Genomic DNA, 14,263 nt, shown 5'->3' on the forward strand with positions numbered 1-14,263 from the left:
ACCGTGGACGATCATCGTCTCCTTCCTGGGGCCAGGAGCCGGACCATCCGGTAGTGCCCCGCTCCCACGACGTGGCCGGGTCGCGGACAACGGCTGCGCCGCTAGCTCATGCGGAAGTCGTATTCCGCCGGGAGGTCGCGGTCACCGCCGTGATAGGCGGACCACAGGTCGTCCAGGGCGTCCTCGCCCTCGCGCAGGTCGGGCACGACCAGGCCCTCCTCCAGGATGCGGCCGGTCCGGTCGCGGTCGCCCGCGGCCAGGGCGGCCTGGGCCTCCAGCAGGCGGATGCGGCCGTGGGCGCGGTCGCCGGGGGCCAGGCCGTCGACGAGCGCCAGGGCGTCGGCCGGGCGGCCGGCGGCGATCAGGGCGGACAGGGCCTCGACGGTGAGCGGGCGTACGGCGGGCGCCAGCGTGTGCGCTTCCAGGAGAAGGACGGCCGCGGCCGGGTCGTCGCCGTCGATGCGGTGGGATTCGGCGAGCGCCCGCAGGACCAGCGGATGGCGCCGCTCGGCCAGTGCCCTGCTCCAGGCGTCCGTGGCCTGGGCCCGGTCACCCGTGGCCCACAGGTTGAGGCCCAGATGGTAGAGGCCGTGCCAGTCCGCCGCCGCGCGCAGCAGGCTCAGCCAGCGCGGTCCGACCACGCACACCGCCTCGCCCGGCAACCGGCCCTCGTCGAGGAGGGTCAGCCACGGCGCCTGTTCCTCCCCGAGCGTGTCGTCGGGGAACGGCGTGACCGCCGATGCCGGCAGTTCCCCGGCCCTGCGCTCCAGCGCCCCCCATCCGGATCCGCGGTGGACGGCCTCGGCGACGGGACGATCGGCCCACGCGCCGCCCGCGTGCCCCTGGGCGGCGGTCCGGGTCCGGGCGAGTGTCCCGGCTGTCGCCTCGACGGCCGCGCGGGCCTGGTCGTAGGGGGCGTGGGGGTCGGCGAGGGTGAGGGGGCTGTAGGTCTCGGTCCAGGTCCAGGTGGTGCCGCCGGGGAGGGGGAGGTGCTGCAGCTGGGTCCGCGCCAGGCCGGCCTGGATCTCCAGGTAGGGAGCGTGCGGGCCGGACAGCCAGCGCTGCCAGTGGGCGCCGCCGGGAGAGGTGCCCCAGCCGAACAGCTTGCGGCCCTTCAGCCGGGAGGTGGAGGTGTGCAGCAGGCCGCGGCCTTCGCCGTCGACGGCGGCTATCCAGGGGGTGTCCGACGTGACGTGGAAGAAGTAGTCGGCGGCCGCGCGCCAGGTGTCGGGATAGCTGGCGTCGGGGTCGCCGGGGTAGGCGACGGTGGTCAGGCGCTGGGTGTATCCGAAGTGATCGGCCTGGGCGGCAGGGGCGAGGACGCGGGTGCCGGGCGTCTGCGGGACGGCGATGTTGGACCACCAGTAGACGGGTACGGTCTCCCGGCGCGGATTGCGGACGGAGACGGACACGACCAGGGCGGGAGAGCCGGGCGGGAGGCCGACGTCGATCTGGACGACCAGGCCGCGCAGCCGTTCGTACTCGTACAGCCGCAGCACGGGGTACGGCGCCTCCACCCAGGCCGCGTGCAGCGGGTCGCAGGTCAACGCCCAGTGGCCGGTCGTGCCGAGGTTCCACTCCACGCCGCCGGCGAACCACGCGTCGCGCAGGGCGAGGTTGGCCGGTTGGATCACGGGATTGCGGTGCAGCAGTTCCCGGCCGGTGGCGAGGTCGACCAGCGACCACAACCGCCCGCCGAGGCCGGGCAGGAACACCGCCCGCAACCGCTCGTTCTCCAGCGTGACGGCGGGCACCTCCCGCTCGACCGGGTGCCGCCCGTAGGAGTCGCGCCTGCCGTACGGGAGCATCGAGGGCGGGTGCCCGAAGTCGGTGACGGCCACGGCGGGGGGCCGCAGAATCGGCAGCGCGCTGACCGGCCCGGGGTCGGCGATGGTGAGCTTCATCCGGACGTCCGCCCTTCGCGCAGAACGTTTTAAGAAGATCCGGTGCGAACGGTAGAGACCGCCCGGCGGGTCTGTCAACGACGCCATCGGTGCGTATAACGGTCCGAATACGAGTCATTGACGACAGGTCTGTGCACCGGCAAGTGACGTCATGCCCCCGGCCCGGCGGACGGTGATCCGCTGGGCCACCGAGGTCCGCCCGCCGACATGCTCCCTCGAGCCTGCCGCGCGGGTGGCGTCCTGCGCGGCTCACCTCAGGGCGAAGTTCTGCGTCCAGTACACGCGGTTGTCGTGGCCGAGGGCACGTCCCACGCCGATCACCCTGTACTCGCAGTTGAGGATGGCGTCGCGGTGACCCCAGCTGGACTTCTCATCGTGGTACAGCCACCCGTCCATCGCCTGGGCCAGCGTCAGGTTGGTGCCGAGCGCCCAGTTCTCCGACTTCTGCGCGGGGGTGAATCTCCCGGACTTGATGCGGTCCGGTGGCATCGTTCCGTCAGAACCGATATGGCCGCGCTTGGAGTCCCCTTCCGGGTACGCGGTGATGAGTCGGGCATAGTTCGCGGCCAGGTCTTGGCTGTGAGCTCTCGCTATGTCGCTGAGCCGAACGTCGATCCGCACGCTCGGATCGGGGCAGCGGCCTTCGTCGCGCCGTACCCGGATGACCTGGTCCACCATCTGCTGCATCTCAACGGTGGGGAAGGTCGTCGACCTCGCCCTGATCCTTTTGCCGAAATCCCAGGTCTGGTTGACGGCCCATGCGCTGGAACTGGAGGTGACGCATGACCATTGCTGCAGGGGGGCGCCGACCTGTGGCGGCTTCGGAAAATTCGGATTGGCCGCATCGAGGCATTTCCGACCGTAGACATTCTGGATTCTGACCGGGCCCGAGCAGTTGAGCCTGTCGGCCGAACACTGTCCGCCCTCAAGAGGCTCGCGACGCCAGTGCTGGGTCGGGTGCTCGCCGCATTCCTGCTGGTCTATCCTGACCCCGTCCTGATGCGACGCGGGGAAGCGGAGAGCGAGGCATTTCCCCGACTGCAGCGACTTGATGCGAAAGGAGCCGTTCCAGCCGTCCGGCTCACCGATGGGCTCGAGCCTGAAGTGGTCATCTCTCGATGACCAGCGCGGATACCAAAGGACCGGCGGCGCGTCGGCGGACTCCGGCCCGGCCTGGACGAGCAGGCCGCTGGCCACGTTGCCGATCCACACGGTCACGGGTTGACGGACTCGGTCACGGCCGACTTCGACGGCGTCGGAAGCCGGGAGGGTCGACGTGACGACGAATGCCATCGCGACAATTGACCGCGACGCACGCCTTCCCGTTTTGAGTACGCTCGCTGCCATGACAGTGCCTCCTCTTACGAGTTGGCCATATCATCCGACTTCACGAAAAGCGTCTTGCGCAGAGCTCACCGAAATGGGCCGGCCGGTTGAGGGAGCAGAAAAAGCATACCGCTGTTTCGACAGGCCTCGCCCCGCATATCACGTAATCTATGATTTGCAAATCCTTGAGTGTAACGGCCCGACGAGAATAAGGACGCCGATTCCCTGGCCTGTCTCAAGGGTTGGGGAGGGAGCAGACCATGTCCCCGCTCCGGTTCGCCCCCGCCCTCCTCGTCCCGGCCGAGGGCGGGAGGCTGACGGCCGCGCCTGCTGAGCAGCCTGCGGCGGCCGTCCCGTCCCAGCCGGACACCTGCCTGCCGGGCCCTGCGGGCTCAGGCCCAGCCGTAGACCGATCGGATGGCCGAGGCGATCTCGTTGACCAGGTCCATGTTGTCGCCGTTGGCCAGGATCGCGTACCCGGCGCCGAGCTGCGGATAGCCCTTGAACACAGACTTGAAGCCGTAGTTGGAGCCGTCGTGGGTGTAGGAGAAGCTGTTCGTCCCGGAGCCGGCGATGAAGAAGCCGCGCCCCATGGTGGGCTGGGGGCCCGGGGTGAGCAGCGTGCGGGTGGAGGCCTTGGAAAGCGGTCCGGCGATGTCACCGGAGGCGGTCCACGCCTTGTTGAGGTAGCACACCAGGCGGCACAGGTCGAGGACGTTGGTGTAGAGGCCGGCGGCGGCCGACTCCGGGTAGCGGTTGCGCTTGCCCGGGATGACGGCGCCCGCCTTGGTGTGGCCGGCGGCCAGCTCGAAGCCGGGCGACAGCGCGTACGAGCTGTTCTTCATGCCGAGCGGCGCGAACACCTCCTTGTCCATGTACTGGGCCAGCGGCAGGCCGGTCTTCTGTTCCACCATCCGCTGCAGCAGCACGAACCCCGCGCCGGAGTAGTGGAACTCGGCCCCCGGGCTGGTGGACAGCTCGATCTTCGGGGAGTTGCCCTGGCCGTTCATGACCTGGAGCAGCGAGGGTACGGCAGCGTCCGGGCCGTACCCGGCGAAGCCGCCGCCGCCGGCATCGAAGCCGGAGCAGGCGCTGACCGGGAAAGTGGAGCCACGGCCGATGACGCCGGCCCGGTGCGTCAGCAGGCGGTCGATCGTCGGAACCGCCGTCGAGGAGACGCAGGAACGGCCCGGCAGGGTCCAGCCGAGGTAGGGGCGGACGTCGTTGGTCAGGGGCTGCTTGAGCGTCTGCATGAGGCGCAGCACGCCGACCGAGGCCACGGCCTTGCTGATGGAGGCGGCCTGGAACGCGGTCTCCGGGTGTGCCGCGGCGCCGCTGCCCGCCTCCAGCCAGCCGTACCCGGTGGACCAGGCGATCTTGTTGCCGACCACCACCGCGATGGCCACTCCCGGCGTCTTCCACGCGCTCATCCGCTGCCAGATGGTCGCGCCGCCCACCGCGTTCTCCACCTGCCGCGCCCGGTCGGCGGGCAGCGACGGCACCTTGCCGCGCGTGCTCAGCGACCAGCCGCCGGCCGGCGAGAAGTCGACGTTGTGGATCTGCCAGCCGTCGGCCGCGAGGTCGTTCATCTCCTGGAAGCAGGCCTCATCGATGCCGCGCACGTGCAGCTCGTCCTGCGCGACGACCGCCCACCCGCCGCCCTTGGGGAAGGCGACGCGAGTCACCCGCCGTCCGCCCTGGGTCAGGTTGCGCATCATCTGGTAGCACTCGTCGTCGACACCCCGGGCGAAGAAGGCCGTGGTGTCGGCCACCACCCAGCGGTTCCCTCCGGCCGGCGGGAACGCGACGTGCACGACCTGCTGGCCGGCGGCGTAGCTGTCGCTGACGCGCTGGTGGCACTCCTCGGGAAGGCCGCGCGCGGACATCCCCCTGTCACTGGTGATCACCCAGCGGTCGCCGCCCTCCGGCGGGAAGGCCACGCAGTGGATTTTCGCACCCGCGTCGACCATCTTGCCGAGCTCGGCGAAACACGCGTCGGGCACGCCGCGGGCGAAGTAGCGGCCGTCCTGGGTGACGATCACCCAACCGTTGGACGGCGTGAAGGCCACAGCCGCGATGCCGTACGGCGCCAACTCCCCCATCTTGGTATGCATCTCGTCAGGGACGCCGCCGTTGGCGAACGGGTAGCTCGCCGCCAGCGCCCGCCGAGGGAGATCCACGGCGAGCAGGCCTGCGGTGGCGCCGGTCAGGGTGAGGAAACGTCTGCGGTCCATGGGGGTGAACTCCTCGGAGCGGGCCCGAGCGCGGGGCACCGACGGTCAAGAAATGCCTTCGAAGCATGGCAGACCACTGAGGCTTCTTGAGCAGATCGGGACAAAGCGCTGTTCGCCCGCCTGACCGCCACGCCGGCGCCGATGCTGGCGACATGGACGCTCACGACAACCCCCACACCCTGACCCCCGAGGAGCGGGCAGACCTCACCGCCGAGGAGCGGCCGGCCATGCCGCTGGAGGACGAGCCGCAGACTGACGCTGTACACAGGCGGGCGCTGGCAGTGTTCGAGGAGCGGCGACGCCGGGGCCCTGCCTGACCGAGCACCCTCACACCGTGGGGGGCGGGTTCTTGGCCAGGCACTCGGTGGCGATCCCGCGCAGCTTCTCGGGCAGCCCGCTCAGGTCCGGCTCGTGGTGCAGCACCCGCTTGATCACGACCGGAAACGAGCCGCTCCCGAGCGGCGAGCGACGGATGACCCCCTGGCCGCCCTCCCCGAGCCGCCCCCGCACGAGGCGGCCGCCAAGCCTCACCGGGTCTTCCTGCCACGGGCCGGGAACAGCCGGGAAGGTCCACGAAGGCGGCGCGGTCGCTGCCCGAGCCTGGTGCCTATGCGCCGAGCGTGATGCCGAGCTCCGCCTCAGCCATCTTGAAGAGGAGATCCCAGCTCTTCGCCTCGGTGTTGGTGTGGAAGGCGATGGTGCGCTCGCCGTCGGGGGTGCCCAGCGCGCAGAACATGTGCCCCCAGTAGCTGCCGGCCACCCCGCCCACGGTACGCCCGCCCGTCACCGCCCTGTCGAGCTCGAACAGGCCGAGGCCGTAGCGGGTGTGCGGCAGCCAGCCGGCACCCTCGGTGGAGACCGTGGTCCACATCTTGTGGTGCTGCGCGGGGGGCAGCAGGCCGCCGCCGGCCACGGCGTCGACGAACCGGATCATGTCGCCGGTGGTCGAGACGAGGTTCCCAGGCTCCCAGGAGGTGTCGAACTCGGTGACGTCGAGGGGTTCGAGCCCGGGTTCCTCCATCATCGACTCCCAGTTCTCCGGGGTGACGGCTGCGGGGTCGACGCCGTCCTTGTAGAACTGGGTCGAGTACGCGCGCGGGTACGGACCGCGGTACCCCGTGTCCCCTGGGGACCGCACGTAGGTGGAGGTCAGGCCGAGCGGCCGGATGACCGTGCGCTCGACCTCGCGGGCGTAGGTGTCGCCGGTGACCTTCTCGATGATCGCGTGGGCGATGGAGAAGCCGCCGTTGGCGTAGAGGAAGCGTTCGCCGGGCTGAGCGACCGGCGGCTGGGACACCGTCAGCCTCAGCAGGTCCTCGAGGGTCCAGACGTCGAAGCGGTGCTCGGCGAATCGGGATCTGCTGGCGTAGCCGGACACCAGCTCCGGCGCGAGACCCGTGGCGAACAGGCCGCCGGTGTTGCTGAGCAGGTGCCTGATGGTGATCCTGTCGCCGTCGTAGCCGCCCGCGTCCAGCACACCGGGCAGCCACCTGTTCACCGGATCCTCGATGTCCAGCCGGCCCTCGGCCTCCAGGGTGAGGATCGCGGCGGCGGTGAAGGCCTTGCCTGCGCTGCCGACGGGCAGGTACTCCCCCGGCCCGCGCCTGGCCCCGGTCGTCAGGTCGGCCACTCCTGCGGTGCCGAACCAGGTGCCGTCCGCGTCCTTGACCTCGGCGACGATGCCGGGGATCCCGAGCTCGGCCACCGCCCACTCCAGCAGCCGCTGCGTCTTCTCGTGCCCCTTGCCTGTCATGTCGTGCCTTTCAGGAAGTCGTCGTTGACGGTCTCGACGATGCCGATCGGCGATGACAGCGCTCTTACAGCGCTACGACAGGCGGCGCGGTCCCTGTAAGCGGGTCCTCATAGCCTGGTGGCCATGCGGGTTGAGGTGCTGGGGCCGGTCCGGGCCTACGGCGACGGCGGCGCGCCGATCGACGTCGGCGGGGCCAGGGTTCGTGCGCTGCTGGCCAGGCTGACGCTGGCGGGCGGTGAGGTGGTGCCGGTCGATTCGCTCATCGACGGACTGTGGGGCGACCGCCCGCCGCGGGAGAGCGCCAGAGCGCTGCACGCGCTGGTGTACCGGCTGCGGAGGGCGTTGGGCGAGACGGAGGTCGTGGAGCTGGCGTCCGGTGGATACCGTCTTCACGTACGCGCCGAGGACGTCGACGCCTGTCGTTTCGAGGAGCTGGCCAAGCAGGGCCGCGGCGCGCTGGCCGCCGGTGCCGGACGGGAGGCGGCCGCGCTGCTGGGCGAGGCGCTGGCGCTGTGGCGGGGCGACGCGCTGGCCGACGTGCTCGACATCCCTTTCGCCGGTACGGCTGCCGCCCGCCTGGAGGAGCTGCGTGCCGCGGCCACCGAGGACTGGTTCGAGGCGGAGCTGCTGCTGGGCGACCACGGCGAGATCCTGGCCGGGCTGGAGGCGGCGACCGCGGCGCATCCGCTGCGCGAACGGCTGGCCGTCCTGCGGATGCGGGCGTTGCACGCGGCCGGCCGCCGGTTCGAGGCGCTGGCCCTGTTCGAGAAGGTGCGCCGCACGCTCGCCGAGGAGCTGGGCGTCGACCCCTCCGAGGAGCTGCGCAGGACGCACCTGGCGGTGTTGCGCGGCGAGGGCGAGCTGCCGGAGCGCTCCCGGGCGGCGGCGGGTCGGCTGCCGTCCCCGCTGACCGGCTTCGTCGGCCGGCAGGAGGAGCTGAAACTGCTCGCGGGCCTGTTGGAGAGCTCGCGGCTGGTCACGGTCGTGGGTCCCGGAGGCGTGGGCAAGACCCGGCTGGCCGTGGAGGCGGTGAGCCGGCATCGGGCCCATCGGCGCGGCCGCGTCTGGCTCGTCCCCCTGGCCGGGGTGGACACGCCGGCCGGGTTGCCCGAGGCGGTGCTGGGCACGATCACCACGACAGCGGCCCTGCCGCCGGGGACGCCGCTGGATCGATCGGTCGCCCTGTTGGCCGGTGGCGAGGGCGTGATGGTGCTGGACAACTGCGAACAGATCTCCGAAGCGGTGGCCGAGTTCGCCTGGCAGGTGCTCGAGCGCCTGCCGAACCTGACCATCCTGGCCACCAGCAGGGAGCCGCTGGAGGTCATGGGTGAAGCGCTGTGCCGGTTGGCTCCGCTCGCCCTGCCCCCGGCACACGCGGATCCCGTTCGCGCCGCGGAGGCGACCGCGGTACGGCTGTTCCTCGATCGGGCGGTCGCCGTACGGCCCGGCTTCGCGCTGGACGAATCGACGGCGGGCCCGGTGGTGGACATCGTGCGCCGGCTGGACGGGCTGCCGCTCGCCCTGGAACTGGCCGCGGCGCGGCTGCGCACGATGAACGCCGGCGAGCTCTCCCGGCGGCTGGATGATCGCTTCCGGCTGCTCGACACCGGCAACAGGACGGCCCAGCCGCGGCAGCGGACTCTACGCGCGGTCATCGACTGGAGCTGGGACCTCCTCACCGATCAGGAGCGGACACTCGCCCGCCGGATGTCGGTGTTTCCGGCCAAGGCCGGTCTCGGCCCGATCGAGGCGGTGTGTTCGGATGGCTCCGCGGGAGATGTCGCCTGTCTGCTGGATTCCCTGGTCGACAGGTCCATCGTGGAGCGGGCCGGTGACGGCTACCGGATGCTGGAGACCATCCGGGCCTACGCGGCCGGCGAACTCCGCTCCGCCGAGGAGCGCGAAGCCGTACGGCACCAGCTCACGCGCCACTACGCCGGCCTGGCCGAGCGTCACGAACCGCTGCTGCGCTCGCACCAGCAGGCGGAGTCGCTGCGGTTGTTCGAGTTCGAGTATGACAACCTCGTGTACGCCCTCCAGACGGCCATCGACGACGGCGACGCCGAGGCGGCGGCCCGGATCCTCGGCCCGCTGTACTGGTACTGGGACACGCTGCGTTATGACGGCCGGGCCGATGCCTACGTGGCGAGGGTGCTGGAGTACGGCGACGCGCTGCCCCCGGCGGCCAGGGCCGCGTTCACCACGATCCACCTGCTGGCCGGTGGAGGAGACGCCGAGCGGTTGCGGGCGGCGGCCGAGGACTGCGCGCGGACGGGCGCGCTGCTGCGCTATCCGATGCTGCTGGCCATGACGCTGACGGCGGCCTTCATGGCAGGCCTGGACGACCTGGTCGACCGGGAGACAGCCCGGGTCCGGGACGGCTCGGACGGCTGGGCCATCGCTCACACCCACCTGGTCGAGGCGCTGCGCAGCCGTACCCGCGGAGACTGGGCGGGCGGCGCGAGCGCGGCGGCGAGGGCGTTGCGCGCGTTCGAGGAGTCGGGCGACCGGTGGTGGACCGCGATGATGCTGAACGGCACGGCGCAGATCCATGCCATCGAGGGCCGCCACGACCGTGCGGTCGCCGACCACGAGCGCAGCATCTCGCTCAGCACCGGCCTCGCCTGGCAGGAGGAGATCTCATCCCGGCTCGGGCTCGCCACCGAGCGCATGCGCGCCGGCGATCTGAAGGGCGCCGGGCACGACCTCGAAACCGCGCGGCAGGCGGCCTGGGACCACGGTCAGCCCATGCTGGAGATCCAGGTCCACGCCTGCTCGGCAGAGCTGTATCGCCGCTGCGGCGAGATCGACCGAGCCGATCGAGAACTCGACCGGCTGGAACGGGTCGCCCGCGAGTGGTCCCTTCCCGCCGAGACGAGCCAGAGCCTGCTGCTTCCCGCCAGGACGGCCAACCTCCTCACCGCCGGTGACGCCGTACGGGCGCGCGAGATGCTGCCCGCCGCCGTCCAGGCGGCACAGGCGAACATGGACCTACCGCCGGCCGCCCAGCTCCTGGCCCGGCTGCTGCTGCTCGAGGGCGAACCGGCGGGCGCGGCCACCGCGCTCGGCATGAGCGAGGCCATCCGCGGCACCTTCGACCGCGGCGATCTGGAGCTGAACGCGCTCGTGGCCACCCTGGTGGACCGGCTCGGCCGTACCGGCTATGCCAGGGCCTATCAGCGGGGCGCCGACATGCCCCGGCCTGAAGCGATCGACAACCTGATCAACACCCGCACGGAGTCACCAAGCTGATCGGGCCGGCCGGTGACCTGCGGGTCGATCAGCCTGCGCTGAGGGTGGCGGTCTCTCAGCCGCCGGTCGGTGAGCCCGGCGAACGCTTCGAGTACGCCAACGGCGGCTTCCACCTCGCCGGCGCGATCATCGAGAAGGTCACCGGCAACGGCTATGCCGAGGAGGTCGAGCGCAGGGTCATCCGGCCGCTCGGCCTGACCTGCACCTACGTGCGCCCCTCCACGGACACGGGATACCCCGATCCGCACCCGCGGGGATACTCGAACCTGTTCTTCAAGGACGGCGTCGACCCGGCGGCGGTCACCCCTGAGAACTGGGAATCGCTGATCGAGGAGCCCGGCCTCCCGCCCCTGGACGTCACCGAGTTCAACTCCTCCCTGGCCTGGTCGGCCGGCGATGTCGTCTCCACCACCGGCGACATGATCCGCTTCGTCGACGCGATGGCCGGCGGCAGCCTGCTGCCGCCGGCCCAGCACCGGCAGATGTGGACCACTGTCTCCACCGAGGGCGGTCACTGGATGCCGCACGCCCGCTACGGCCTCGGCCTGTTCCAGTTCGACAAGCAGGCGACGGGCGGCCGGACGCTGCGCGGCGTCGGCGGCAGCCTCTGGGGATCCTGGTTCTTCGCGGTGGGCACCCCCGACGGCCGGCACACGATCGCCGTCCACACCAACACCGAATGGAAGACCTGGGACCCCATGTTCGAGATCATCGAAGCGGAGTTCGGCATCTCCGTCGGCGCGTAAGCACGCTGCCCGCCACCGGCTCGCGATGTCCGCCCGAGGCCGGCGGACGCCGGTGGCCACCTCGCCGGCCCGGCCACGCGGGGAGATCGGACCGGATTCGCGGCAGGAAAGCGATCTCCATGATTCGGTCGCGCGCGTTCCCCTATAGTTTCGGCCCGGGGGTGTTCGTGGCGGTACGGGTGGCTGTGCTGGGGCCGGTGCGCGGCTGGCGTGACGGTGCGGAGATGCGGCTCGGGCCGCCGAAGCAGCGGGAGCTGCTGGCGGTGCTGGTGCTGGCCGGTGAGCGTACGGTGCCGATCGAGGGAATCATCGACGCCCTGTGGGACGACGAGCCCCCGGCTTCGGCGGTCTCGATCGTGCGCACCTACGTGTCGCTGCTGCGCAAGGCGATAGGCCATGAGCACCTGGTGTCGCGGGGACGCGGGTACGCGCTCACCGGCGTCGGCACGGATCTGGCCGACTTCGAGAGGCTGACCCGCCAGGGTGCCTACCGCGAGGCGTTGGAGTTGTGGACGGGTGAGCCTCCCGGCCTGCGCGGACCTCACCTGCGCCGCCTGGAGGAGGCCAGGCTCCTGGCCATCGAATCGGCCTGTGCCCAGGAGCTGGACAGCGGGCAGGCGCCCGGTCAGGTCCTGGCAGAGCTGGCCGAGCTGTCGGCGCGATATCCGCTGAGGGAGCGGCTGCGGGCCTTGCTGATGCGAGCCCTGGCCGCCGGCGGACGCCGTCCTGAGGCGCTGGCGGTCTTCGCCGACCTGCGGCAGACGCTCGCCGACGAGCTGGGCATCGACCCCAGCCCCGAGGTGGCCGAGCTGTTTCAGCGCCTGCTGAGCGCCGACGACGTTCCCGCGCCCGCCGCGATGCGGGTCCCGGCGCGCCCGGCGCAGTTGCCGCCCGTTCCTGCCGACTTCACCGGCCGCGCCGAGCTGGTCGCCGGCCTGGTCGCGACGTTGGCTGCCCGAGCTGGGCAGGCGCCCATGGTCACGGTCATGACCGGCATCGGCGGCGTCGGCAAGACCACGCTGGCCGTGCGGGCGGCGCATGCCGTACGGGAGCACTTCCCGGACGGGCAGCTCTTCGCCGACCTGCAGGGCGCAGGAACCGCGCCGGCCGATCCGGCGGCTGTGCTGGCCGCCTTCCTGCGGGCGCTGGGCGTCGCCGACGAGCTCCTGCCCGAAACGCTGGAGGAGCGGGCGGCGCTGTTCCGCTCCACGGTGGCCGATCGGCGCGTGCTGGTGGTTCTCGACAACGCCCATGATCGCGCACAGGTGTTGCCGCTGCTGCCGGGCTCGTCCTCCTGCCGGGTGCTGGTGACCAGCAGGGCACGCCCCTACCTCCTGCCGGGCGCCGGCCTCGTCGAGGTGGACGTGCCGCCCACCGCCGAGGCGCTGGCGCTGCTGGAGCGGATCGTCGGCACCCCGCGGGTGGCCGCGGAGACGGCGGACGCCGAGCACCTGGTCGAGCTGTGCGGGCGCCTGCCGCTGGCGGTGCGGGTGGCCGGCGCCCGGCTCGCCACCCGCCACGGCTGGCCGATCCGCGTGATGGTCGACAAGCTGGCCGACGAGAGCAAGCGGCTGGGCGCCCTGCGGACCGCTGACGTGGCCGTGAGTGCCGCCTTCGAGCTGTCGTATCGCCAGCTCGATCCCTCCCAGGCCCGAGCCTTCAGGCTGCTCGCGCTGTCGCAGGGGCCGGACCTCCCGCTGGCGGCCGCTGCCGCGATGCTGGACCTGAGCGAGGTCGAGACCGAGGATCTGGTGGAGTCGCTGGTGGATCTCAGCCTGCTGGAATCCCCCTCCCTCGGCCGCTACCGCTACCACGACCTGCTGCGCGCCTACGCACGCTCGCTGGCCGAGCCCGACCGGCCGGCGCTCGCCCGGCTGCTGGAGCACTACCTCGCCACGGCAGGCAACGCCTTCACCACCCTCAATCCAGGCGATCCCTCGGCCGCCTCGGTGACGGCCGAGGGAGGGCTCACCTTCGACACGATCGAGGCGGCCACCGCGTGGGTCGCCCGTGAGCGGGAATGCCTCATCCGGGTACAAGCGATGGATCTCTCGAGCGAGCTGCAGATCCTCGACCTGATCCTGCTGCTCGCCTATGAGTCCAACAGCCTGGTGCCCAGGTTCCACGACCTCGCCGCCCGCGCCGCTACCGCGGGCGAGATCTTCGTCGAGGGGCGCGCCCGCGCCTCCCTCGCCCATGTCCTGCGAGACGCCGGCCGCCTGGACGACGCGATCGCCGAGTGCGCCGCGGCCCTGGAGGTCACCCTGCGCGCGGGCGACATGAACCACCATTGGGTGGCCCTGTCGACCATGGGCGTAATCCAGGCCGATCGTCACGACCGCCAGGATGTGGCGCTCGACAGTTATCGGCAGGCCGCGGCAGGCTTTCACGAGCTCGGCGAGCGCTATCAGGAGGCGGCCATGCTGTATGGCGTCGGCCAGCGGCTGGCCTCCCTGGAACGCTATGACGAGGCGATCGAGACCCTCCATGAGGCCGAGACCGTCATGCGGGCCCACCTGGGCGACGACGTCCGCGACCCGTACGCCGTGGTCGCGATGGCCAAGGTGTACACCCGCGCCGGACGCCACCATGAGGCGCTTCCCCTGCTGCGGGAGGCGCTGGCGTTGTTCCGGCAGCGGCGCAATTTCTCGTGGGAGCAGTCCACACTGATCTACCTGGTCCGGGTGCTGCTCGCGCTGGATCGCGCCGCCGAGGCTCTGCCCCACGCCGAGGCGGCCGTCGTGCTGGCCGAGGAACGCCGCGGCGGCGGCTGGGCCGACGGCGCGTCCTGGAGCGAGCTGGGCCAGGTGCTGCACGCCCTGCGCCAGCACAGCCGGGCGCGCTCGTGCTGGGAACGGGCACTGGAGCTGTACGAACAACTTCCCGCCAAGGCCGCGGAAGTCAGAGCGCTGCTGGAAAGGCCCGTCCCGAGGGGGCCGGCCCAGGCTGAGCGACAGCCGTCTCGCGGCCACGAGAACAGCTCAGCGGTGGGCGACACCGGCAACGCCGCAACAGACGCGACAGTGGCCCGGTAGGACGCCTGTGCCG

General features: G+C 71.5%; 9 protein-coding genes. 4 read left to right on the forward strand and 5 right to left on the reverse strand.

What is annotated here, in order from left to right:
• Positions 1-101: 101 nt before the first annotated feature.
• The 3 genes from ACWEVS_RS16685 to ACWEVS_RS16695 form a co-directional block, all read right to left on the reverse strand.
• The gene (locus ACWEVS_RS16685) at positions 102-1,904 is read right to left on the reverse strand and encodes a DUF5107 domain-containing protein (protein WP_452552168.1); all 1,803 of its coding nucleotides are present in this window, start codon (positions 1,902-1,904) and stop codon (positions 102-104) included.
• A gap of 249 nt (positions 1,905-2,153) precedes the next feature.
• Positions 2,154-3,197, reverse strand: a complete 1,044-nt coding sequence (locus tag ACWEVS_RS16690; protein ID WP_449916506.1) for a CAP domain-containing protein — start codon at positions 3,195-3,197, stop codon at positions 2,154-2,156.
• A gap of 425 nt (positions 3,198-3,622) precedes the next feature.
• Positions 3,623-5,464 carry a serine hydrolase domain-containing protein gene (locus tag ACWEVS_RS16695; RefSeq protein ID WP_452552170.1) on the reverse strand — a complete coding sequence of 614 codons (1,842 nt, stop codon included), beginning with the start codon at positions 5,462-5,464 and terminating at the stop codon, positions 3,623-3,625.
• Positions 5,465-5,616: 152 nt separating this feature from the next.
• Here ACWEVS_RS16695 and ACWEVS_RS16700 point away from each other — a divergent pair, with 152 nt between their 5' ends.
• Positions 5,617-5,781, forward strand: a complete 165-nt coding sequence (locus ACWEVS_RS16700; RefSeq protein ID WP_449916514.1) for a hypothetical protein — start codon at positions 5,617-5,619, stop codon at positions 5,779-5,781.
• A 10-nt stretch (positions 5,782-5,791) separates the two neighbouring features.
• On the opposite strand, the gene ACWEVS_RS16705 is transcribed toward ACWEVS_RS16700, so the two are convergent.
• A complete protein-coding gene (locus tag ACWEVS_RS16705) occupies positions 5,792-5,995 on the reverse strand; it encodes a hypothetical protein (RefSeq protein ID WP_452552172.1) in 204 nt (67 codons plus the stop codon).
• 76 nt (positions 5,996-6,071) lie between these two features.
• On the reverse strand, positions 6,072-7,217 hold the full coding sequence (locus ACWEVS_RS16710; RefSeq protein WP_452552174.1) for a serine hydrolase domain-containing protein: 1,146 nt from the start codon (positions 7,215-7,217) through the stop codon (positions 6,072-6,074).
• 123 nt (positions 7,218-7,340) lie between these two features.
• Here ACWEVS_RS16710 and ACWEVS_RS16715 point away from each other — a divergent pair, with 123 nt between their 5' ends.
• The 3 genes from ACWEVS_RS16715 (at position 7,341) to ACWEVS_RS16725 (ending at position 14,250) form a co-directional block, all read left to right on the forward strand.
• Positions 7,341-10,469 (forward strand): AfsR/SARP family transcriptional regulator, encoded by a 3,129-nt coding sequence (locus tag ACWEVS_RS16715; protein WP_452552176.1) that lies wholly within the window; start codon positions 7,341-7,343, stop codon positions 10,467-10,469.
• A gap of 38 nt (positions 10,470-10,507) precedes the next feature.
• Complete coding sequence (locus ACWEVS_RS16720) at positions 10,508-11,215, forward strand: serine hydrolase domain-containing protein (RefSeq protein WP_452552204.1); 708 nt, start codon at positions 10,508-10,510, stop codon at positions 11,213-11,215.
• A gap of 119 nt (positions 11,216-11,334) precedes the next feature.
• On the forward strand, positions 11,335-14,250 hold the full coding sequence (locus tag ACWEVS_RS16725; protein ID WP_452552178.1) for a BTAD domain-containing putative transcriptional regulator: 2,916 nt from the start codon (positions 11,335-11,337) through the stop codon (positions 14,248-14,250).
• Positions 14,251-14,263 lie beyond the last annotated feature (13 nt).

It is taken from the genome of Nonomuraea sp. NPDC003754 (genome assembly GCF_053605785.1).